We start from the raw sequence: 19,760 nt of genomic DNA on the forward strand, positions 1-19,760 counted from the left end.
CCGTGGGGCCACGACGGGAAGACTAAACCCGCTGGTCGAGTAGCGATGGTATGTCGCGTTACGTTCGTCATGCCGGAGTTAAGCAATGAAGCCGAATCGCGTCGATTTCATCGTCGATATGACGTTCGGGCTGTTGATCTCGCTGGCCGTCGTCTTGCTTGTCGTCGTCGGCACCCAAACGGGGGTCGCCTTCGGCCTCGGGGTGCTCTTGTCCTACACCGTCCACGTCGTCTGGAAGATGTCGCGGTTCGATCCCAACTGGATGACCCAGGAGGTCGCCGAAGCCGTCGAGAAAACCGTTGAGGAGACCGTCGACAAGGAGGTCGGCGAGGCCGTCGAAAAGACCGTCGGCGAAACGGTCGAGCAGGAAGTCGGCGACACCGTCGAGAAAACTGTCGAGGAGACAGTCGACAAGGAGGTCGCTGAAACCGTCGAACAGACCGTGGGCGATACGGTTGAAAAAGAGGTCGGCGATACCGTCGAGGAGACGGTTGAGGCAACTGTCGAGGAGACGGTCGAAGAAACGGTCGGCAAAACTGTCGACGACGGCGTCACCGAAACCGTCGAAGAAACCGTCGAGGAGACGGTCGGCGATGAGGTCGCCAAAACCGTCGAAGCCACGGTTGGCGATGAGGTTGAGAAAACGGTCGAAGAGACCGTTGGTGAGGAAGTTGCTAAACGCGTCGAGGAGACGGTCGAAGCGGCCGTCGAAGAGACGGTCAGCGAGGAGATGTCAGCGGCAACTGAGAAGTTGGAAGCAAAAACTGAGGCGATCGAGGCGCAACTTGATGCGGAAGCCGACGATGGTAGCGCCGATGACGATGATGACGGCGACGATACGGACGACGAGAAGTAGACGAGTTACCTGACACCGACCGCGGGTGTCGGCCGAGAGCCGATTTTCGGTCTTAGATCCAGCCTTCTTCGACGAGCAGTTCGCCGTTCAGCAGGCTCGCGCCGGCTGCCCCGCGGAGGGTATTGTGAGCGAGACAGTTGTATTTGAGCCCGCTGGGGGTTTCGCTGACGCCGCCGGCGGAGATGGCCATCCCGTTGTCACGGTTCCGATCCAGCCGTGGCTGCGGTCGGTCAGGCTGGTCGTCGCCAAAGACGTGGATGAGCTGATCGGGCGCACTCGGGAGATCGATCCCAGGGAACGATTCCAGTGCTTCCCGCGCCGCAGCCGGCGACGGATCGTCGGCGAGATCGACAAAGACGCTTTCGAGGTGGCCGTCAAGCGTTGGAATCCGATTACAGGAGGCGTTGACCTCGGCGTCGTGCATGGAGAGTTCCGCGCCGTCGAACTCCCCGAGCAGCTTGCGGGATTCGGTCTCCATCTTGTTCTCTTCGCCGCCGATATGCGGGATGGCGTTGTCGATGATCTCCATCGACGTGACCCCGGAGTAGCCCGCGCCGGAGACGGCCTGTAGCGTCGTCACATCGGCGCGTTCGATTCCGAACCCTTCATCGAGGGCGGCCAGCGTCGGCACCATCGTGATCGTCGAGCAGTTGGGGTTCTTGATGAGCGCGCCATCCCAGCCGCGGTTATCGCGCTGTACCTCGATGAGGTCGAGGTGATCAGGGTTGATCTCAGGGATGGTCAGTGGCACGTCCTCCGCCATACGATCGTTCGAGGAGTTCGAGGAGACCACGTAGCCTGCTTCGAGGAATTTGGGTTCGACCTCGCTGGCGACGCCAGAGGGCAACGAGGAAAACAGAAGGTCGATATCGTCGCCAACAGCGTCCGGATGCGTTTTGCCGACCTCGATCTCGGCGACATCCCGGGGGATCGGGGTGTTTGCGCGCCATTTGGCGGCTTCCCGATACGGTTTGCCCGCACTCGACTCGCTGGCGGTCAGCGCGTCGATCTCAAAGGTTGGATGGCCATCGAGCAGTTGAATGAATCGCTGTCCGACCGCGCCCGTTGCACCGAGGATACCGACAGAGACTGTCATTGCCGTGGGAAACGGGTTCACCTACATAAGTCGGTCGGATTCCCCGACGCTCGGGGTGTTGTCGCAGCGCAACCCAAAAGCCGGCGTCGATAGCTGGCTCTCGTTACTGCTGTGCTCGCTGGCCGCCTTCCTCGTACGGTTGGACGACGACAAAGCCCTCGTTGCCGGTAAACGCCATCTGGAATGACTCGCCGGACTGTTGACCGATCTCGATGGTTTTGTTTGTGCTGATCGACGGCGAGAGATTCGTACTCCATGCGACGGTCGCATCGGGATCGGTCGTGATCGGCGGGGTCGCGACCAGCGGCTCGCCGTGGGTCGTCAGCGCGACCGTGCCCGGGCCGCTGAGGTAGACGTTTGTCAGCCCGCCGGCGATGGCCTCTGAGAGCCCCCGACCGTGTTGATCTCGTAATCGACGTGGGATTCGAAGGCGAGAATATCGTTGCCGTTGACCGAGATCGAGTCATCGGCGTCCAGCTTCAGCACCTGTATCTTCTTTTCCTGTTCGGCGACGTAGAGATGTCCCGACCCTTCGGCTTCCATAATCGGCGTCCCTTCATTGGAGACTGCCTCCTTGACGAAGCCGGTGATCCCACCCTCCGCGGAGGATTTGCCGGTGAAGGTGAACTCGCCGGTGTAGGCGACCATCGAGCCAGCTTTGACCATTACGGTGTCCTCAACGGCGATATCGAGCAGCTTCGGGTTCTCCAGTTGGAAGCCGTCGCCGCCAGGTTTCGGTGCGTTCGATGCGGTAAACTCCTCAAGCTTCATGTCACCGACTTCTTGATTGAGGCAGCATATATACACGGTGAAGGCTCAAACGCGCGTTTTCAGTACCACATCTCGGGTGTGCTCAAATCCGTGCCAACGTTGCCCACAGCAGTATCCCGAGCAGTGGCAGGAACACTGGCCCGGCGATCACGAGCACCGCAACGGCAGTTCCGCTGTCGAGATCGCCCATAGTGAGCAAGCCAACCGGGAGCACAGCGAAGATGACCAGCAAGCCACCGGCGGCAGCGACGACGCTGTACTCCGTCTCGGGGCGACGCGGTTGTGAGACCGGGAGTCCAAGCTCGTCGACGGCGGCATCGAGATCCGAAACCGGCCCGAGCGTGACTGTCTCACGGTCGTCGTCGGTCGTCGACAGCGACAGCGTTCCCGTTCCGAGCAGCCGGTCGGGGATCGCGTTCTGCACCTCGATGTCGCCACCATAGACGGGAGCGATCCACTGCGGCTCGGCCAGTAGGCGATCGTAGGCAACGATCTCATGGGCGCGTCGCTGATACTCGACGGTGCCGAACCGCAGCCATCGACTCAGCACGGCGACCGCGACAATCGCAAGCAGGGCGGCGGCGCCGAGCCCGACGATCAGCGGGGAACCGATGGTGATGCCAAACGCGAGCAGCGCTGCCAACAGCACGCCGCCGCGGCTAACCAGTCCCAGCATGACGTTCGTAACACTGCCGAGGACGACCGCTGTGGTGTCAGTCTCGACACGGCCGTCGACCGGGGCCTCCGGCAACGGAAGTTCCGGCGGCGGCTCTTGGAGCGGCTCAGTCTCGATCAGCGCGCTCTCTTTCAGCCAGTCAGTGATACCGACCAGCGGCTGACCCATGTGGTCGACGTAGAAGCGATAGGCCTCAGCGGTCGTCTTCGCAAGGACAATGCCGCCCAACAGGCCGACCCCACTTGCCGCCTCGCCCATCGTAAATGGGAGCACGCAGAGCAGCACCAACACCTGCTGGGCCGGCGTGCGGGTCAGCTCCCGCGCTGAGACATCGGTGTACCGCTCGGCACCGATGTAGTCGACCCGAAAATCCGCGAGATGCGAGGCGACGAGGGCGGCAAGGGCGACGAGGAGTCCACCCGACAGCGTCGGATCGAGATCAAGTGAAAACCAGGCAAGCAGACTCACCGGCAGCACCGTCATAGCCCAGACGCTCAGTATTGAGACCGCAAACGGGACGTTTCGGGGATAGATCGGCGGCCAGCCAGCCCGTGGCTGCAGCCCGCCGCGCTTGGCGCGCAGATCAGGCAGTCGTTGCACCCCGGGGAGCTCTGGAGAGCCCTGTTTCGCAAAGAGGGCCTTGACCGCAGCCAACAGCGCGGTTGTGAGGGCTTCGAGCCAGTAGACGACGAGTAGTGACGCGAGGCTCCACTCCCAGACGGCGACGCCGACCAACGGAAGGAGGTTGCCGACGACGATCGCAAGGAGACCGAGCCACTGCGTCGGTGTGGAGGGCGAACGCGGCACAGCAGGTGCTGTGGGAGGGAGTCGTAACTGTGTTTCGGCTTTCGAAAATCCGTCATGTCCGCGTCCGACGGCAGCGGAAGGTGTAAGCCACGCGCGCACCGACGTTCTGACACGTGCCACAAGTCCCCGGCCGAGCTATCCTATTTCGGGAGCGATGACAGTCCGGCGAACCCAGGCACGGGACAGACGGCCCGCTGTCGGCCGTAACGACAGCCGCCCGGCACGAGGGTTTCCCGACCAACGAGGCACGCCGCCATAGGATGAGGTTGGGCGTTAGTGTTCCGGGCGATATTTCACTTGCTGAGCCAGTCGTACCACTCGCCGAGATCGATGAGTTCGTTCTCGACGCCAGCCATTCCGTACTGTGTGAACACTTCGTCAATCGTTTGTGCAAGTCCCTCAGGATCGGTTGCCGGAAGGCTCTGATCGTAGTAGAGTAGGATCCCAGCATGTGGCTGCTCGCTGGCAAGTGGTTCGAAATCCTTCGCGTTGTTCGTTATCAGGACAACGCCGTTGGTTGCACACCACTCAAAAAGTGCGGCATCGTCGGTGTACTCGCCGAACTCGTCTTTGGCCTGTCTCACCTCGTGTCCACGCTCCCGAAGTAATCGTTCAAGCACGCGACCGACGTGCTCGTCAAGCAAGAGCTGAGCCTCAGTCACTGAATCGGTTCCTTCGGTTTCAGCGATGTGTCACGAACGCGGTCGAAAGCCGCATCGTTGCTGGCTTCGAACGCACGCATCTCCGTTATATGTTCGTAGTAATAGGAGAGCGCCGCATAAACCGCTGCCAGTGAGAGATCAAACTGATCGGCCACAAGAGCCGGTGAGCTGCCGCCTTCGATCACTCGTGTCGCAATGTGGCGCACTCCGATCCGCGTCCCCTGTATCCGGGGCTCACCACCGAGTACGTCGTCGTCACGAGTGATTGTCATGCTGTACTGTAAGCCAGTGATTCATTTATATTTTTGTAGGCCATCCCCACCGGCTGAGCGACAAATGACGGCGGGATTTATTTCACTCCCTGCAGAACAGCGTAGACATGACCTTCTATGGTGGCACTGAACTGGCATCGGTCTACGATGATGCACTTGACTCTGGGTTTGGACTAATCGCAAGCAACATCGCCGAGCCAAACACGATGATCGGGCTGATTCAGGGCGCGGCCAGCGTCGACTCCGATCTCCTACTGCAGATGAGCAACGGCGCTTGTACCTTCGCCGGCAACGGCGATCCGATCGCGGGCCTGCGCGTCATGGGCAACTACATCGAACGCATCGCCGCCCAGTACGATATCGGCGTCTTCCTCAACATGGATCACCAAACCGACCTCGATACAATTCAACGACAGGTCGAACTAGAGATCCCCTCCTCGATCATGATCGACGCCTCCCACGAGGAGTTTGAGGAGAACGTCGCCCGGAGCAAACAGGTCGTCGAGATGATCGACGATGCCGACGCCGACATCCTCGTCGAGGCCGAACTCGGGAAGATCAAAGGTGTCGAAGACGAGATCGTCTCCGAGAACGCCTTCTATACCGATCCCGAGCAGGCCGTCGAGTTTGTCGACCGCACAGGCTGTGACCTGCTGGCGATCTCAGTCGGCACCCAACACGGCGTCGCGAAGGGGAAAGACCTCGAACTCAAACCTGACCTGACCGAGGAGATCCGCACTGCCCTGCGCGATCACGGCCTCGATACGCCGCTCGTCCTGCATGGCTCGTCGGGCGTCCAGCCAGACCAACTGCAGGAGATGCTGACTCACGGCATCTGTAAGGTCAACAAGGACACCCGCTATCAATACGAGTACACCCGCACCGCCTTCGATCTCTATCGGGAGGAGACCGACGAGATCGTTCCGCCTGAGGGCGTCGAAGATCACCGCAATACATTCTTCAACGATGTGGAGTGGGCCCCGAATAAGGATCGTTTCGACCCGCGTGTTGCCGGCCGACAGATCCGCGACCGCATCGCCGACGTGTACGCCGACCTCGCCGAGGTCTCGGGGAGTGCCGGCCGCAGCAAATTCAGCTGAATTGCTCCTAACTCTCGGTCGACGACACCCCACTGAAGGGGTGAAATTAAGCGGCCACCCACCGTAGCAGTAGGCATGTACGAGACTATTCTGGTGCCGACCGACGGCAGCGAGACGATTCAGCGAACGCTCCCGCACGCCCTGACGCTGGCCGCCGACAACGACGCAACCGTGCGCGCCCTCTCGGTCGTCGATATCCGCTCGGTACAGGCCGCTGGCGACGACGACCGCGACGGCGTCGACGCCGAACTTACCGCCGACGCCGAAGCCGCTGTCGAGGAGGTCGCCGACGCAGCCGCCGAGGAGGGGCTTGATGTCGAGACGACCGTCCGGCGCGGCACGCCAGACAAGGAAATCGTCAAAGAATCCAACGAAGAGAACATCGACGTGATCGTTATCGGTACTGATGGCAAGACACCACGCGAAAAACTCCGCTCGCTCGGGAGTGTTTCCGAGCGCGTCGTCGACAAAGCCGAAGTCCCGGTGTTCGTGATTAAGCAGGCGGCTGAGGAGACTGCCGAATAGCCGTGCGGTACCGAGAGGAACGACGAGATCACCGAGCGACACGCTTAACCGCGGAACGCAACCACCAAGAGGTAATGCAACCCGCTCGACCGGAGGTGTCACCGTGAGTTCTGAATCCGCCGACGGCGAGGCTGCCGGTGAGTCCGCCGCGTTCCAGCGGGCCTGCGAGGAACTCGTCGCTCGGATCATCGACGGCGAGATCGAGCGCGACGACCTCGAATCCGCGAAACTCGATGTTTGCTCGGAGTATTCCGCGCCGAAAGTCCCGAAAAACACCGAGCTACTGGCGTACGCGCCGCAGGAACACCGCGATACAGTCAAGGCCGTCGTCAAGCGCAAGCCGGTGCGGACGGCCTCCGGCGTCTCGCCGGTGGCGATCATGACCTCCCCGCATATGTGCCCCCACGGGAAGTGTCTCTACTGTCCCGGCGGCCCGGCCAGCGAGTTCGATTCCTCACAGAGCTACACCGGCCATGAGCCCGCCGCTGCTCGCGGGGAACAGAACGACTACGACCCCTACGGACAGGTCACGCTGCGGCTCCACCAACTGCGGACAATCGGCCACCCGGTCGACAAAGTCGAACTCATCCTGATGGGCGGGACGATGACTGCTCGGAGTCACGACTACCAAGAGTGGTTCGTCAAGCGCGCCTTGCAGGCCCTGAACGACTACGACCTCGATAGCGAACCCGCCGCGGCCGAAGGCGAAAGCTTCGCCCAAGCCCCCGAGGAGTACGAGTTTGAATACCTCGAAGACGTGATCGCCGAAAACGAGACCAACGAGATCCGCAACATCGGCACCACCTTCGAGACCAAACCCGACTGGTGTGATCCCGAGCAGATCGACCGGATGCTCGACCTCGGCGGGACGAAAGTTGAGGTCGGCGTCCAGACGACCTACGAGCGAATCAATCGTGAGATGCACCGCGGTCACGGCAATCAGGCCTCTATCGACGCCAACCGCCGGCTGCGGGATTCAGGGTTCAAAGTCGGCTTCCACATGATGCCGGGCCAGCCCGGCATGACCAAGGAGATGTGTCTGGAGGATTTCCGACAGTTGTTCTCGAATCCGGATTACAAGCCGGATTATCTCAAGATCTATCCCACCATTGTCGTCCGCGATACACTCACCTACGACATGTGGCGACGCGGCGAGTACGAACCGCTGCAAAACGAGGAGGCCGCCGAACTCATCGGCGAGATCATGGGGATGATCCCGAAGTACACCCGCCTCCAGCGCGTCCAGCGGGACATCCCCGCGGACTTCATCGATGCCGGCGTCTGGAAGTCGAACCTCCGACAGTTGGCCCAACGGTACGCCGACGACAATGGCATCGAGTGCCGAGATATCCGCGCGCGCGAGGTCGGCATGAACGACGCCGAACCCAACGCCGAGGCTATCGAGCGCGACGTACTGACCTACGAGGCCTGCGGCGGCACCGAGCACTTCATCAGCTACGAGGATACCGAACAAGACCTCCTGATCGGCTTCTGTCGCCTGCGGTTCCCGAACGATCCGGTGCGACGTGAGCTACAGGACGCGGCAATCGTCCGCGAACTCCACGTCTACGGCAGCGAGGCTGGCATCGGCGAGGCCGCTGGGGAGGCTGACTGGCAACACCGCGGCTACGGTCGCCGGCTGCTCGAAACAGCCGAGGAGCTTGCGGCTGATGCTGGCTTCAGCAAACTCAGTGTGATCTCCGGGATCGGCGTTCGGCAGTACTACCGCGAGAAGCTGGGCTACACACAGGATGGCCCCTACGTGAGTACGTGGCTGTAACAGACAACTCATTGCGTGAATGGCTATTTATAATGCGTTATTTTACACAAATACGTGACTTTGTTGGGCTGTATGCAACCCCTGAATTCTATTAGTAAACCATCATTTCTCGTAAAGGGTCACTGGAATTTATATCTGAGTAGGCGTCACTGCAGGGTATGATCGCGGTCAACGATGCCGTGTCGACACCGAGAGAGGGCCACGGGCCGTGTCTCGTCGGCCACATCAGCGACGAGACAGCCGCACGGCGTGGCGCGATGGTAGGCCACGCCATGGCGACCGTGCGGGATACAGAGTTGCTTCTCGCGGAGTCGACCACCGCAACACCGGCTGGCGAGATCCAACTGCCGCCGGATCACCGCGACGCATACAGCCAGTCGGCCACCGCTATCGCCGCGCCGAACGACGTTGAACCCGCGGTTGATCGACGTGATCCTTCGGCGCTGGTGGTGGAACGTGACCCGGGGCCGTCGCTGCTGTCGGGCCTCCGCGGTACTGCCGCCGAGCGACTGGCTGACCGGACAGATGTGCTCACCGTCGACGACCGCGGCGATGTCGAAACGCTGGCGTCGATCCTCGTGCCGATCGCCGGTGGCCGTCACAGCCAGTTGGCGGTCGAAACCGCTCGCGCGATCGCCGCCGCCACCGACGCGGCGATCGATCTCTTCCACGTGGTCGAAACTGAGGGCGCGGCGAGCCGCGAGCGCGGCGAACAGATCCTTGCCACGGCGGCAACCGCGCTGGGCGAGTTTGAGAACGTCGACACCTGGCTCTATGAAGCTGAGTCGGCGGCCGATGCGATCATCGAGCAGTCGGAGTACTATGATCTGACAGTGATGGGCGCGCCGACGGTCGGCCCCAGAGCGGTTTGTCTTCGGCTCGACCTCGACAGATGTCCAACAGGATGCGGACTCCTCTGTCGTCGTCGCCCACGCGCATAGTCCCTGACTGCAGCGCGCTCGCTTCTTACTCCGTGCTGTCGGCAAGATCCCCAGCGACGCCAGTGTAGCCGGTCGGCGTCAACGCAAGCAATTCCTCCCGAACCGACTCGTCGACATCGAGTGATTCGAAGAGATCGTAGAAATCATCCATCGTGACCTGCTTGCCGCGCGTGAGTTCCTTGACGCGCTCGTAGGCGTCGGTGTCGCCCTCCCGGCGGAGGATCGTCTGGACGGCCTCGCCGATGATCTCGGGCGTCGATTCGAGGTCATCAGTCATCACCTGTTCGTTGGGGACGACCTTGCCGAGGCCGGCCTGCGTCTTGCCGTAGGCGATCAGGCAGTGGCCGAAGGCCGCGCCGATGTTGCGCTTAACGGTCGAATCCGAGAGGTCACGCTGGAGCCGCGAGGTGGTGACGTAGTCGGCGAGGAAGGTGAGATCCGAGTTCGCCTTCGAGAGGTTGCCCTCGCTGTTCTCGAAGTCGATCGGGTTCACCTTGTGTGGCATCGTCGACGACCCGGTTTCCCCGTCGACCGTCCGCTGGCCGAGGTAGCGATCCGAGATGTAGAGCCACATGTCCTGATCGAGATCGATGAGGACGTTGTTGACGCCGCGGGCCGCGTCGAACAGCGCGGCCAAGTCGTCACAGGGGTTGACCTGCGTTGTCAACGCAGTGTGATCGAGTCCGAGGTCGGTAACAAAGGATTCGGAAAACGCCTGCCAATCGACCCCTGGGAACGCTGCGTGGTGGGCGGCGTAGGTTCCCGAGGCTCCGGCGAGTTTGCCCGCGAGATCGTCGCTGGCGTGTGTGAGCCGAGCCATCGTCTTCCCGAGTCGGGCGGCGTAGACGGCCATCTCCTTGCCGAACGTCGTCGGCGTCGCCGGCTGGCCGTGCGTCCGCGCCAACATCGAGAGGTCGCGGTGCTCGTGAGCAAGCTCAGTCAGCGCGTCCCGGATCTCGCGGAGTTCGGGTAGCAAGACATCCTCGACAGCGGGTTTTACCAACAGCCGCTGGGCGAGGTTGTTCACGTCCTCGCTGGTTAGTCCGAAGTGCAGCCATGGATAGAGCCGTTCGGCGTCGCTGACAGCAGCGGATTCGTCCAGCCGAACGCGGAGGAAGTACTCGACGGCTTTCACGTCGTGGTTGGTCGCGCTGTAGCCCGCCGCGCCGTCGACTTCGAGCTGTTTGATCAACTCGGCGTCGTCGCTATCGAAATCCTCGTAGGTCGCGCGGATCGCTGCCTGCTCGTCTGCTGAGAGATCAAGGTCGACGGCGTCAACGTCGGCCAGTGCGATCAGGTACTCGGCTTCGACACGGACGCGAGCCCGCATGAGCCCGGATTCACTGGCGTACGGCGAGAGGGGTGCCGTCCGGCGACTGTACCGCCCATCGAGCGGCGAGACCGCCGCCAGCGGGTCACTACGCGAGAGATCGGTCATAGCCGACGGTGCCCGTGGCAGTTGCAAAAGCATGTCGATGGCTGTAGGCCCGCCTGTGAGCCGCTGGCGAACGGCCCCGGCGGCCGACCGCAACTGTTTTTCGGTCGCCCGGGCACCCACCGGTATGGTGAAAATCGCCGGCTTAGCGAGCAATCGCGGCCGAAATCTGCTGCATATCGCCGACCGCGCGCCGGGCGGCGCGGAGCTGGCTATCGTCGTGACAAACGAGGACGGCGCGCCTGTCGTTGAGGGGGCCGCCGAGCGTGGGATTCCGACCGAAGTCGTCGCCCGCGAGGACGGCGAATCCCGCGAAGCACACGAGGCCCGGATCGTCGAAACGTTAGCGAGCTACGATTTCGACCTCGTCTGTCTCGACGGCTATATGCGGATTCTGACCGACGAGTTCATCGACAACGTGCCGACGACACTCAACGTCCATCCCTCGTTGCTGCCGGCGTTCCCCGGCATGGACGCCCACGAGCAGGTGCTTGACGCCGGCGTGCGGATGACCGGCTGTACCGTCCACGTCGTCACCGAGGAAGTCGACGCGGGCCCAATCGTCACCCAAGAGGCCGTCCCGGTCTATGAGGGCGACGACACCGACGACCTCAAAGAGCGCGTGCTCTACGACGGCGAGTTCACCGCCTACCCGCGGGCCGTCCGTTGGTTCGCTGAGGATCGCGTCACCGTCGACCATGAGGCAGAAACCGTCGCAATCGACGGCGACACTGGCGGCGACTTCCCACAGCGACGCCTCGTCGCCGATGATCTCGCTGACACCCTACGCTACGGCGAAAATCCCCATCAGGACGGGGCGGTGTACGCCGACGGCACCTGTGAGGAGGCCAATGTCGTCTCCGCGCCGCAACTCAACGAGGGCGCGAAAGACCTCTCGTACAACAACTACAACGACGCCGACGGCGCGCTCAACCTCATCAAGGAGTTCGACGAGCCCGCCGCCGCCGTGATCAAACACACCAACCCCGCAGGTTGTGCGGTCGCGGACTCGCTGGCCGACGCCTACGACAAGGCGCTCCGCACCGACCCGAAAAGCGCCTTCGGCGGCGTCGTCGCGCTCAACCGCGAGTGTGACGCCGAAACCGCCGAGCAGGTCGTCGACTCGTTCAAGGAAGTCGTCATCGCGCCGGGGTACACCGAGGCTGCCCTCGACGTGCTGACCGAGAAAGATAACCTCCGAATTCTCGACGTGGGCGAGCTCGGCGAGATCACGGAGACGATGACCGAGAAACCGATTGTCGGTGGGCGACTCGTCCAAGAGCGTGATCTCGCCTCGCCTGACCCCGAAGAGTTTGAGGTCGTCACCGAGCGTGAGCCGACAGATGAGGAGCTCGAAACGATGTCATTTGCGTGGCAGACGCTCAAACACGTCAAATCCAACGGGATCGCCTTCGCCACCGGCACCGAAACAGTCGGTCTCGGCGTCGGGCAGGTCTCCCGTGTCGACGCCGTCGAACTCGCTGCGAAGAAGTCTGAGCGCGACGCCGAAGGGAAAACGGCTGAGGGAGCTGTCATGGCCTCCGACGCGTTCTTCCCGTTCCCGGACGGGATCGATGCCGCCGCCGAGGCCGGCATTGACGCCGTGATCCAGCCGGGTGGCTCTGTCAACGACGAGGACGTAATCGAGGCCGCCGACGAACACGGGATGGCGATGGTCTTCACCGGGATGCGGTGCTTTAGACACGACTGAGTGGAACGAAGGAGTGTCTAAAGTCAGCGAGCGAACGCAGTGAGTTCGCGCGATTTCAGACATGACTGAACGAAGTGATGGAGCACCGAACGTCAGTGAACAAGTGAAACGAGTTCAGGCGATTTCCGACACGATTGAGCGAAGCGACGGAGTTGCGGAAATTAGCGAACCGATGGTGTGAGTTCGGCCGATCACCGCCACAACTGACATCGGTCTGCCAAGCACCAGCACTTTGTAGGCACGTCGAAAACTCGGAGCCATGTCTATTGGCCCTCATCGAGTGTTCCGACGGCGGTCACGATCCGTCCGTTTTCGACACCGACTGAATGTAGCCCGTCGCGGCGCAGCCGGAGGCACAGAATGACCACCCTCGCGTTGTCGGTGGGCCGACTTGTTGCGGCACTGTTCTTGGTCGGGCTCAACGGCTTTTTCGTTGCCTCTGAGTTCGCACTCGTCCGTATTCGCTCGACGTCAGTCGACCAAATGGTCGACGAAGGACGGCCAGGCGCAGGAACGCTTCAAGAAGCGGTCGGCAACCTCGATGACTACCTCGCGGCAACGCAGTTGGGAATCACCGTCGCGTCCCTCAGCCTGGGGTGGATCGGTGAGCCTGCGGTCGCCGCGCTGCTCGAACCCGTTTTGGCACCGGTGTTGCCGGCGGGCACGCTGCATCTCGTTTCCGTCGGGATCGGGTTCAGCGTCGTCACGTTCCTCCACGTCGTCTTCGGTGAGTTGGCTCCGAAGACGTTCGCGATCGCCGAAGCCGAAAAGATCGCGCTCCTGATCGCGCCGCCGATGAAGCTCTTCTACTACGTGTTCTACCCCGGACTGGTCGTCTTCAACGGTGCGGCCAACTGGTTCACCGGGCTGTTGGGTGTCCCGCCGGCCTCCGAAACTGAGGAAACACTCTCCGAGGAGGAGATTCGGATGGTACTCGCCCGCGCCGGTAGTGCCGGAACCGTCGGCGGCGAGGAGGTCGAAATGATCGAACGCGTGTTCGAACTCGACGATATCACCGCCCGCGATGTGATGGTACCACGTCCGAACGTCGTCACCGTCCCAGCCGAGCTGTCATTTGCGGACGCGCGCTCGCTGGTGATCGACCACGGCCACACCCGCTATCCGGTCATCGACGACACCGACGACGAGGAGACGGTCGTCGGCTACATCGACACGAAGGATCTCTTGGAGGCGACAGCCGAGGACACCAACGAGCTCACGGCCGGCGAGATGGCCCGCGACCTCCCGCTGGTGCCGGAAACGATGCCGATTGCCGATCTCCTGTCGCTGCTGCAGGACGAACACCACCAACTCGCGGTCGTCATCGATGAGTGGGGGACGCTGGAGGGGATCGTCACCGTCGAGGATATGATCGAGATTGTTGTTGGCGACCTTCAAGACGCCTTCGACGCCCGGACGCCGGAACCCACGATTCGCGAGGATGACGGCGGTTATCTCGTTGACGGCGCGTGTTCAGTCCAGCAGGCAAGCGACGCGCTTGATGCGGACTTCGAGACGAGCTACGGGACGATGGGCGGCCTCACCCTCGGTCGGCTCGGCGGTTCGCCCAGCGTTGGCGAGACGGTCACGGCGGGTGGCTACCGGATCGAGGTGACGGAGATCGACGGCGCTCGCATCAAACAGGTGCGACTCACGCCGGTTGAGACTGATGACGGTGACGCAGACACTGACACAGACGGCGATGCTGACGACGACACCGACGCAACCGACGACACCACAGCGTCATCGTAATCGACGCTGCCGTCAGTCGACAGCGAGCGATTGTGCCTATTCGATCTGTGAGAGATACGCCGGCGGGACGTGGGCTGTCGTATAGACGGCCCGCCCGCGTTTCGTGATCGTGTGGGCATCAGCTTGCATCGCCGCGGCGTCGATTCGGAGGATCACAGGATCGGCCGCATGCCGGCTCCCGACGTCGTGCGCGTCGCCGACCGAGTCGCTGAGGTGGACGTACTGTCGATTCATCGGTTTGAGGCCCGATTCGCGGATCGATGCCAGCGCGTCTGGTGAGGTGCCGTGGTACAGTGTGTCTGGAACCGGTGTACCGCCAGCATCCAGGTCGACGGTGATCGAGTGGCCGTAGGCTGCCCGCACCCGGTCGTCGTCGACCTCGAAGCGACCCTTTGGGTCGGTTTGAATGATCCCGATGACCGCCTCGCGGTCGATGCCGTACTTCTCGCTGGCGCGGTCGACGATAGTGTTGAGCGAAGTCCAGCCAGCGTCGTCGAGATCGAGACCGGCATCGTCAGGGAAATGCCGCAACGCGCCACTGAGGAATTTCGATACCCGTTGTCGAGTCGATCCATCGAGGACGTGGGTTCCGGTCGCTCCGCAGGCGGGACACGTCTCGGCGTCGAAGTAGCCATGGGCGTCACAGGCGGTAATGTCGCTCATCTCGGGTGGTGCTTCTCCCGTAGTCGACGGCGACCCATGGACGTTTCGCCCCCGACACCGCGACCAAGCTACATTGACGGAACCGAGGCCACCCAGCACGAAACGGGTGACGAACCGCCACCGGCGGTCTTGCTGGGAGAAAAATCACAACACATTTGATTCGACACATCGCAGATATGGCTGTCATGCCCTCCATCGCTATCCTCGGACTGTTGATGTCGCTGCTGTTTCTCGCAGTCCACGTTGCAATGATCATCTGGACGTACTCCGACGCGAACGACAACAGCGAACAGCCGGCGTTCCTGTGGGCGGTTGTTGTCTTTCTTGCCCCGCTGTTGGGGCTCGTGTTGTACCTCCTGCTCGGTCGGAACTGACCATCGGCTACCACTCGTTTCTTGTCGCTGCCGGCCGAGCGTCCGATATGCAGCATCGCCGCGTTGTCTCTATCCTTGCCATCATCGCCGTGGTCGCTCTCGCCGGCTGTAGCGGGATCGCCCCGCTGCCGACGCCGGATGCCGAGCCGACGACCGAGCCTGTTGCGACCGCCGAGGGGCCCTCATGGAACGTCACGGTTACCCGCGTCATCGACGGCGACACCGTTGAGATTCGCTACGCAAATGGCACGACCGAGACGGTTCGGCTCCTTGGCGTCGACACGCCGGAAACGCCACCAAACACGGTTTCGCCGACGGAGTTCGAGGGGATTCCTGACACCGAAGCCGGCCGAGACCACCTCGTTTCGTGGGGTGGGAACGCAACCGAGTTCGCTGAGCGAAAGCTGGCCGGCACGGAAGTCCGGCTCGTCGTCGACCCTGAGTCGGATCGGCGTGGCGGCTACGGTCGCCTACTGGCCTACATCTATGTTGACGGCGAGAATTTTAATTCGCTGCTGCTGTCAGGCGGCTACGCACGGCTCTACGAGAGTGAGTTCCGGCTTCGAGATTCGTTTGCGACGACCGAAGCCACCGCACAGCAAGAACGGATTGGGCTCTGGGACTTCGAATAAGTTGTCAGCGGCGGGACTGTGTTGTTCCTGAAGCTCCATGATGACTATTCGCGCGCTGTCGCCAACGCCGCTGTGGCTGTGTTGCCACTGACTGCTTCGAGAACCCCACCAGATCACTCTTTGAGTCGCTGCCCGTAGGAGGCGATTGTACGGTAAGGCGAGCGCGTCGCTGATTCGTCTCCCACACCAGAGCATCCATGAATCGACGACAGGTGTTGACTGGGCTTGCTGGCATCGGACTCACCGGTGGGAGCCTCTGGGTCGTTCGCGGCAACGACACCAGCCGTGGAGACGAGTTTCCGATCACCGTCGAGACAATCGACGCCACGGGGTCGACAGCCGGCGAAACCACGCTGCCGGTCGCCGACGCACCGACCCTGATCGACTGTTTTGCGACCTGGTGTGATCCCTGCAAGGAGCAGTTCCCGAAGCTGGCGGAGCTCCACGCCGAATTTGACGAGGCTGTCGCCTTTGTTTCTGTGACGAACGAACTCATCGGGCGCGGCACGCCGACGGATGAACTGCGACGGTGGTGGAACACCCACGGCGGGGCGTGGCCGGTCGGGATCGATCGAGACGGTGCGATATTGGAGGCGATCGGTGCCAGCAGCATCCCGTCGCTCGCTGTCGTCGACGCAACCGGGGCGATTCAGTGGACGGACAGCGGGCAGTTCGATGTGGCATCGCTGCGGACACAGCTTGCCGCGATTTCGGAGTCGACATGACACAGTCGGCGTTTCTCGGCACGCTGGCCTTCGCCGGCGGGGCTGGTGTGACGACCTTCTTTTCGCCGTGTGCGTTTCCGCTGCTGCCGGGTTACGTGGGCTACTACGTCCACAACAGCGACGAGTCGACACCGGCGATCGTGTCGGCGATCGCGGCGGCCGCTGGCGCGCTGCTTGCGGTCGGCGTGATCGGCGGGCTCGCCTTGCGTGTCGGCCAACAGGTGACGACTGTGTTGCCGCTGTTCGAACCGCTGGCTGGGGTCGCGTTAGTCGTGTTCGGTGTTGTGATCCTGTTCGGTGTGACACCGAGCCAACCGATCGAGTTACCCGCTCGTCCTGACTCGCTGCTCGGGTTTGCAGGATTTGGGGCCGTCTATGCGGTTGCGGCCGCCGGCTGTGTCGTGCCGGTGTTTTTCGGCGTCATCTCCCAGGCACTCATACTGCCAGACTTCCAGGCGGGGGTCGTCCTCGGTGGGTATGCTGTCGGGCTCGCTGCCCCGCTTGTCGGTGTGACACTGCTCACCAGCGCGGGCATCGAGTCGTGGCGGGCAGCCGGCCGCTACACCGGCTGGCTCAAACGCGGGGCGGCTGTGGTGATGATCGCTGCCGGGATCGGCCAACTGTATCTGTCGATCGTCGTCCTTGCTGTGGTGTAAGCCGTGGTGAGCGCGTCGTCGCTGCGTGGAGCAGCGGACTCGCCAAGGGTTGATATCGCTGGCCCGCCGAACAGGCGGTGTGGCCGAATCGACCCCACTCGGCTTTCAGTCAGCCACGACCGAGTACGACGACTACCGTCCGCCCGTTGAGGGGACGATCCCGGCGTGGCTCTCGGGAACGCTCATCCGCAACGGGCCCGGTCGCTTCCGTGTCGGCGAGGAGCGCGTCAACCACTGGTTTGACGGCCTGCGATGCTGCGTCGCTATGCCTTCGACGATGGCGGGGTACGATACTCGAATCGGTTCCTCCGCAGCGACGCATATGCCGACGCCGAGGCCGGCCGACTGACCGGCCAGTTCGGCACCGACACCCGCGGCTGGCGACGCGTGCTCGATACACTCCGATCGTTTGGCCTGCCGGAGCCAACCGACAACGCCAACGTTCATGTCGCCCAGATCGACGACGAGTATGTCGCGCTCACCGAGGCCCCGCGCCGGGTTGCGTTCGATCCCGAAACCCTTGCCACCCGCGGCGAGTTCACTTTTGACGACGACCTCACGGAGCACATCACCGCGGCCCATCTCGTTGACGACCCCCACCACGAGGAGCTGATCGGCTTTGCGACCCAGTTTGGCATCCAACCGCAGTATCATCTCTACCGGATTCCACGCGACAGCCGGCGGCGGGAGCTGATCACCTCGATCGACGCTCGCGGCCCAGCGTACATCCACGACTGCAGTGTGACCGACCGCCACGTCCTGCTGGTCGAATCACCGCTCACGCTATCGGTGTGGCGAGCATTGAATCCGTTTTCGGAGGGCGCGATCGACATGTTGGGGTGGGAACCTGAGCAGCCGACCCGGCTGCTCGTTGTCGACCGCGAGAGTGGCGAGGTGGCGGCCGAGCCAACCTTCGAGGCGACGTTCTGTTTCCATCACGTCAACGCCTTCCGGGACGGCGACGAGATCGTCCTTGATCTCATTGAGTTTCCCGACAGCGACATCGTCGGCGCGCTCTCGATGGCCGAACTCGACGGCGAGGGGTTCCCCGACGTGCCGGATGGCCGGCTTCTGCGATACCGGATCGATCCAGCGACCGACGACATCGATCGGACACGGCTGTATACTGGCGGGATGGAACTGCCGCGTGTCCCGCGGGGCACAGTCGGTCGTCGCCACCGCTACGCCTACGGCCAAGCCACCGACCGCGATGGGGCCACCGGGCTGGTGAAAGTCGACTGCGACGATGGCACGGCACAAGAGTGGTGGGAGGAGTCGGTGTATCTTGAAGAGCCGATCCCGATACAACGCCCCAGCGGCGACGGGGTCGACGACGGTGTCGTGGTGGCGACCGCACTCGATGTGCCGCGAGAACAGACCAGTCTGCTCGTCTTTGACGGTGAGACGCTCACGCTGCAGGCGCGGGTCGCTCTGCCGCACGTCGAACCATTCGGCTTTCACGGCCGGTTCTTTCCCGACGAATAGCTGTCGCTCTCGACAGTCGACATCATCCGCGGATGCAAGATGGTTTTATTCGCGGTCGCAGAATCACACGTATGAGCGAGGAGCCGGAATCGTCGCCACCAGCCGACACCCCCGATCGCGCGGCCGGGAGCGTTCAGGCTGTCTACGACCGCATCGCCGACCACTTCGCATCGACGCGAGCCTACGCATGGCCCGAGGTTGAGTCGTTCGTGACGACGATCGCCGACAACGAGGGGCTTGGTCGCGCACTTGATCTCGGCTGTGGCAACGGTCGCCACACCGAACTCCTGGCCGAGCACGGTGCCGATGCCATCGGTGTCGATGTGAGCCGCGGGCTGCTGTCGACGGCGGCGACACGCCAACGTGATCACGGATTTGCTGCCGGGCTCGTGCAAGGTGACGCGGCCACGCTGCCCTTTGCCGACGCGACGTTCGACCAGATTGTCTATGTTGCCACGCTGCATCACCTCCGACCGGAGGCGACCCGCCGACAGAGCCTCGCTGAACTCGGTCGCCTGTTGCGTCCGGGGGCCTCGCGCTCGTCTCAGCATGGAGCACTGCCCATGACCGCTTTGACGCCGAGAGGAGTTTTGACACGACGGTCGAGTGGACGCTGCCCGGCGGCGAGACAGTCGATCGCTACTATCATATCTACGGTCCCGACGCGTTTCGGGCGGCGCTGAACGCCGTCGACGCGATCGAGCCCCTCACAGTGACCGTCTCTAGTGGGAACTGTTATGCGATCGTGACAACCACCGACGGCGACGCGACACCGGACTGGCCTGTTGAATCGGTATTGTAGGCTGGTCGCACGACTGGTGCGGAGTTATATGACTGGGGG

At 62.6% G+C, this 19,760-nt stretch carries 18 protein-coding genes and 3 pseudogenes; 14 read left to right on the forward strand and 7 right to left on the reverse strand.

Annotated features, from left to right (window positions below; all coding sequences use genetic code 11):
- The first annotated feature begins 85 nt into the window (after positions 1 to 85).
- Positions 86 to 856 (forward strand): hypothetical protein, encoded by a 771-nt coding sequence (locus ACFQJB_RS04340; protein ID WP_379724360.1) that lies wholly within the window; start codon positions 86 to 88, stop codon positions 854 to 856.
- A gap of 52 nt (positions 857 to 908) precedes the next feature.
- Here ACFQJB_RS04340 and asd read toward each other — a convergent pair whose 3' ends face one another.
- The gene (asd, locus tag ACFQJB_RS04345) at positions 909 to 1,952 is read right to left on the reverse strand and encodes an aspartate-semialdehyde dehydrogenase (RefSeq protein WP_120102989.1); all 1,044 of its coding nucleotides are present in this window, start codon (positions 1,950 to 1,952) and stop codon (positions 909 to 911) included.
- 4 nt (positions 1,953 to 1,956) lie between these two features.
- Here asd and ACFQJB_RS04350 point away from each other — a divergent pair, with 4 nt between their 5' ends.
- Positions 1,957 to 2,139 carry a hypothetical protein gene (locus ACFQJB_RS04350; RefSeq protein WP_379728059.1) on the forward strand — a complete coding sequence of 61 codons (183 nt, stop codon included), beginning with the start codon at positions 1,957 to 1,959 and terminating at the stop codon, positions 2,137 to 2,139.
- Here ACFQJB_RS04350 and ACFQJB_RS04355 read toward each other — a convergent pair.
- The 4 genes and pseudogenes from ACFQJB_RS04355 to ACFQJB_RS04370 all read right to left on the reverse strand — a co-directional run bounded on the left by ACFQJB_RS04355 (position 2,056) and on the right by ACFQJB_RS04370 (position 5,140).
- Positions 2,056 to 2,723: pseudogene (locus tag ACFQJB_RS04355) on the reverse strand (AIM24 family protein). The gene ACFQJB_RS04350 and the pseudogene ACFQJB_RS04355 sit on opposite strands and share 84 nt — an antisense overlap.
- 82 nt (positions 2,724 to 2,805) lie before the next feature.
- Positions 2,806 to 4,206, reverse strand: a complete 1,401-nt coding sequence (locus ACFQJB_RS04360) for a DUF6498-containing protein (protein ID WP_379724363.1) — start codon at positions 4,204 to 4,206, stop codon at positions 2,806 to 2,808.
- 293 nt (positions 4,207 to 4,499) lie between these two features.
- Positions 4,500 to 4,868: a DUF5615 family PIN-like protein gene (locus tag ACFQJB_RS04365; protein WP_379724366.1), complete on the reverse strand. Its 369-nt coding sequence runs from the start codon at positions 4,866 to 4,868 to the stop codon at positions 4,500 to 4,502.
- A complete protein-coding gene (locus ACFQJB_RS04370) occupies positions 4,865 to 5,140 on the reverse strand; it encodes a DUF433 domain-containing protein (RefSeq protein ID WP_379724369.1) in 276 nt (91 codons plus the stop codon). The genes ACFQJB_RS04365 and ACFQJB_RS04370 overlap by 4 nt, the downstream gene beginning before the upstream one ends.
- A gap of 107 nt (positions 5,141 to 5,247) precedes the next feature.
- On the opposite strand from ACFQJB_RS04370, the gene fba reads away from it, so the two are divergent.
- The 4 genes from fba to ACFQJB_RS04390 all read left to right on the forward strand — a co-directional run bounded on the left by fba (position 5,248) and on the right by ACFQJB_RS04390 (position 9,486).
- Positions 5,248 to 6,240 (forward strand): class II fructose-bisphosphate aldolase, encoded by a 993-nt coding sequence (gene fba, locus ACFQJB_RS04375; protein ID WP_379724372.1) that lies wholly within the window; start codon positions 5,248 to 5,250, stop codon positions 6,238 to 6,240.
- Positions 6,241 to 6,315: 75 nt separating this feature from the next.
- The gene (locus ACFQJB_RS04380) at positions 6,316 to 6,765 is read left to right on the forward strand and encodes a universal stress protein (RefSeq protein ID WP_379724375.1); all 450 of its coding nucleotides are present in this window, start codon (positions 6,316 to 6,318) and stop codon (positions 6,763 to 6,765) included.
- A 103-nt stretch (positions 6,766 to 6,868) separates the two neighbouring features.
- Positions 6,869 to 8,545, forward strand: coding sequence for a tRNA uridine(34) 5-carboxymethylaminomethyl modification radical SAM/GNAT enzyme Elp3 (locus ACFQJB_RS04385; protein ID WP_379724377.1), 1,677 nt, complete (start codon positions 6,869 to 6,871; stop codon positions 8,543 to 8,545).
- Between the two features lie 158 nt (positions 8,546 to 8,703).
- The gene (locus ACFQJB_RS04390) at positions 8,704 to 9,486 is read left to right on the forward strand and encodes a universal stress protein (RefSeq protein ID WP_379724380.1); all 783 of its coding nucleotides are present in this window, start codon (positions 8,704 to 8,706) and stop codon (positions 9,484 to 9,486) included.
- A gap of 25 nt (positions 9,487 to 9,511) precedes the next feature.
- On the opposite strand, the gene purB is transcribed toward ACFQJB_RS04390, so the two are convergent.
- The gene (purB, locus tag ACFQJB_RS04395) at positions 9,512 to 10,924 is read right to left on the reverse strand and encodes an adenylosuccinate lyase (RefSeq protein WP_379724383.1); all 1,413 of its coding nucleotides are present in this window, start codon (positions 10,922 to 10,924) and stop codon (positions 9,512 to 9,514) included.
- Positions 10,925 to 11,048: 124 nt separating this feature from the next.
- Here purB and purH point away from each other — a divergent pair, with 124 nt between their 5' ends.
- Positions 11,049 to 12,632 carry a bifunctional phosphoribosylaminoimidazolecarboxamide formyltransferase/IMP cyclohydrolase gene (gene purH, locus ACFQJB_RS04400; RefSeq protein ID WP_379724385.1) on the forward strand — a complete coding sequence of 528 codons (1,584 nt, stop codon included), beginning with the start codon at positions 11,049 to 11,051 and terminating at the stop codon, positions 12,630 to 12,632.
- 360 nt (positions 12,633 to 12,992) lie between these two features.
- The gene (locus ACFQJB_RS04405) at positions 12,993 to 14,384 is read left to right on the forward strand and encodes a hemolysin family protein (protein ID WP_379724388.1); all 1,392 of its coding nucleotides are present in this window, start codon (positions 12,993 to 12,995) and stop codon (positions 14,382 to 14,384) included.
- Between the two features lie 36 nt (positions 14,385 to 14,420).
- On the opposite strand, the gene ACFQJB_RS04410 is transcribed toward ACFQJB_RS04405, so the two are convergent.
- Complete coding sequence (locus ACFQJB_RS04410) at positions 14,421 to 15,047, reverse strand: RNA 2'-phosphotransferase (protein WP_379724391.1); 627 nt, start codon at positions 15,045 to 15,047, stop codon at positions 14,421 to 14,423.
- A gap of 185 nt (positions 15,048 to 15,232) precedes the next feature.
- Between ACFQJB_RS04410 and ACFQJB_RS04415 the strand changes: the two genes are divergently transcribed.
- The 6 genes and pseudogenes from ACFQJB_RS04415 to ACFQJB_RS04440 all read left to right on the forward strand — a co-directional run bounded on the left by ACFQJB_RS04415 (position 15,233) and on the right by ACFQJB_RS04440 (position 19,721).
- A complete protein-coding gene (locus ACFQJB_RS04415) occupies positions 15,233 to 15,421 on the forward strand; it encodes a PLDc N-terminal domain-containing protein (protein WP_120103106.1) in 189 nt (62 codons plus the stop codon).
- A 47-nt stretch (positions 15,422 to 15,468) separates the two neighbouring features.
- The gene (locus ACFQJB_RS04420; protein ID WP_379724394.1) at positions 15,469 to 16,053 is read left to right on the forward strand and encodes a thermonuclease family protein; all 585 of its coding nucleotides are present in this window, start codon (positions 15,469 to 15,471) and stop codon (positions 16,051 to 16,053) included.
- Between the two features lie 197 nt (positions 16,054 to 16,250).
- Positions 16,251 to 16,778: a TlpA family protein disulfide reductase gene (locus ACFQJB_RS04425; protein ID WP_379724397.1), complete on the forward strand. Its 528-nt coding sequence runs from the start codon at positions 16,251 to 16,253 to the stop codon at positions 16,776 to 16,778.
- Positions 16,775 to 17,434, forward strand: a complete 660-nt coding sequence (locus ACFQJB_RS04430) for a cytochrome c biogenesis CcdA family protein (RefSeq protein ID WP_379724400.1) — start codon at positions 16,775 to 16,777, stop codon at positions 17,432 to 17,434. Before ACFQJB_RS04425 ends, ACFQJB_RS04430 begins: the two co-directional genes overlap by 4 nt.
- Before the next feature lie 79 nt (positions 17,435 to 17,513).
- A pseudogene (locus tag ACFQJB_RS04435) lies at positions 17,514 to 18,919 on the forward strand (carotenoid oxygenase family protein).
- Positions 18,920 to 18,990: 71 nt separating this feature from the next.
- A pseudogene (locus tag ACFQJB_RS04440) lies at positions 18,991 to 19,721 on the forward strand (class I SAM-dependent methyltransferase).
- The last annotated feature ends 39 nt before the right edge of the window (positions 19,722 to 19,760 follow it).

Source organism: Halonotius sp. GCM10025705 (assembly GCF_042662885.1).
GTDB classification, from domain to species: domain Archaea; phylum Halobacteriota; class Halobacteria; order Halobacteriales; family Haloferacaceae; genus Halonotius; species Halonotius aquaticus.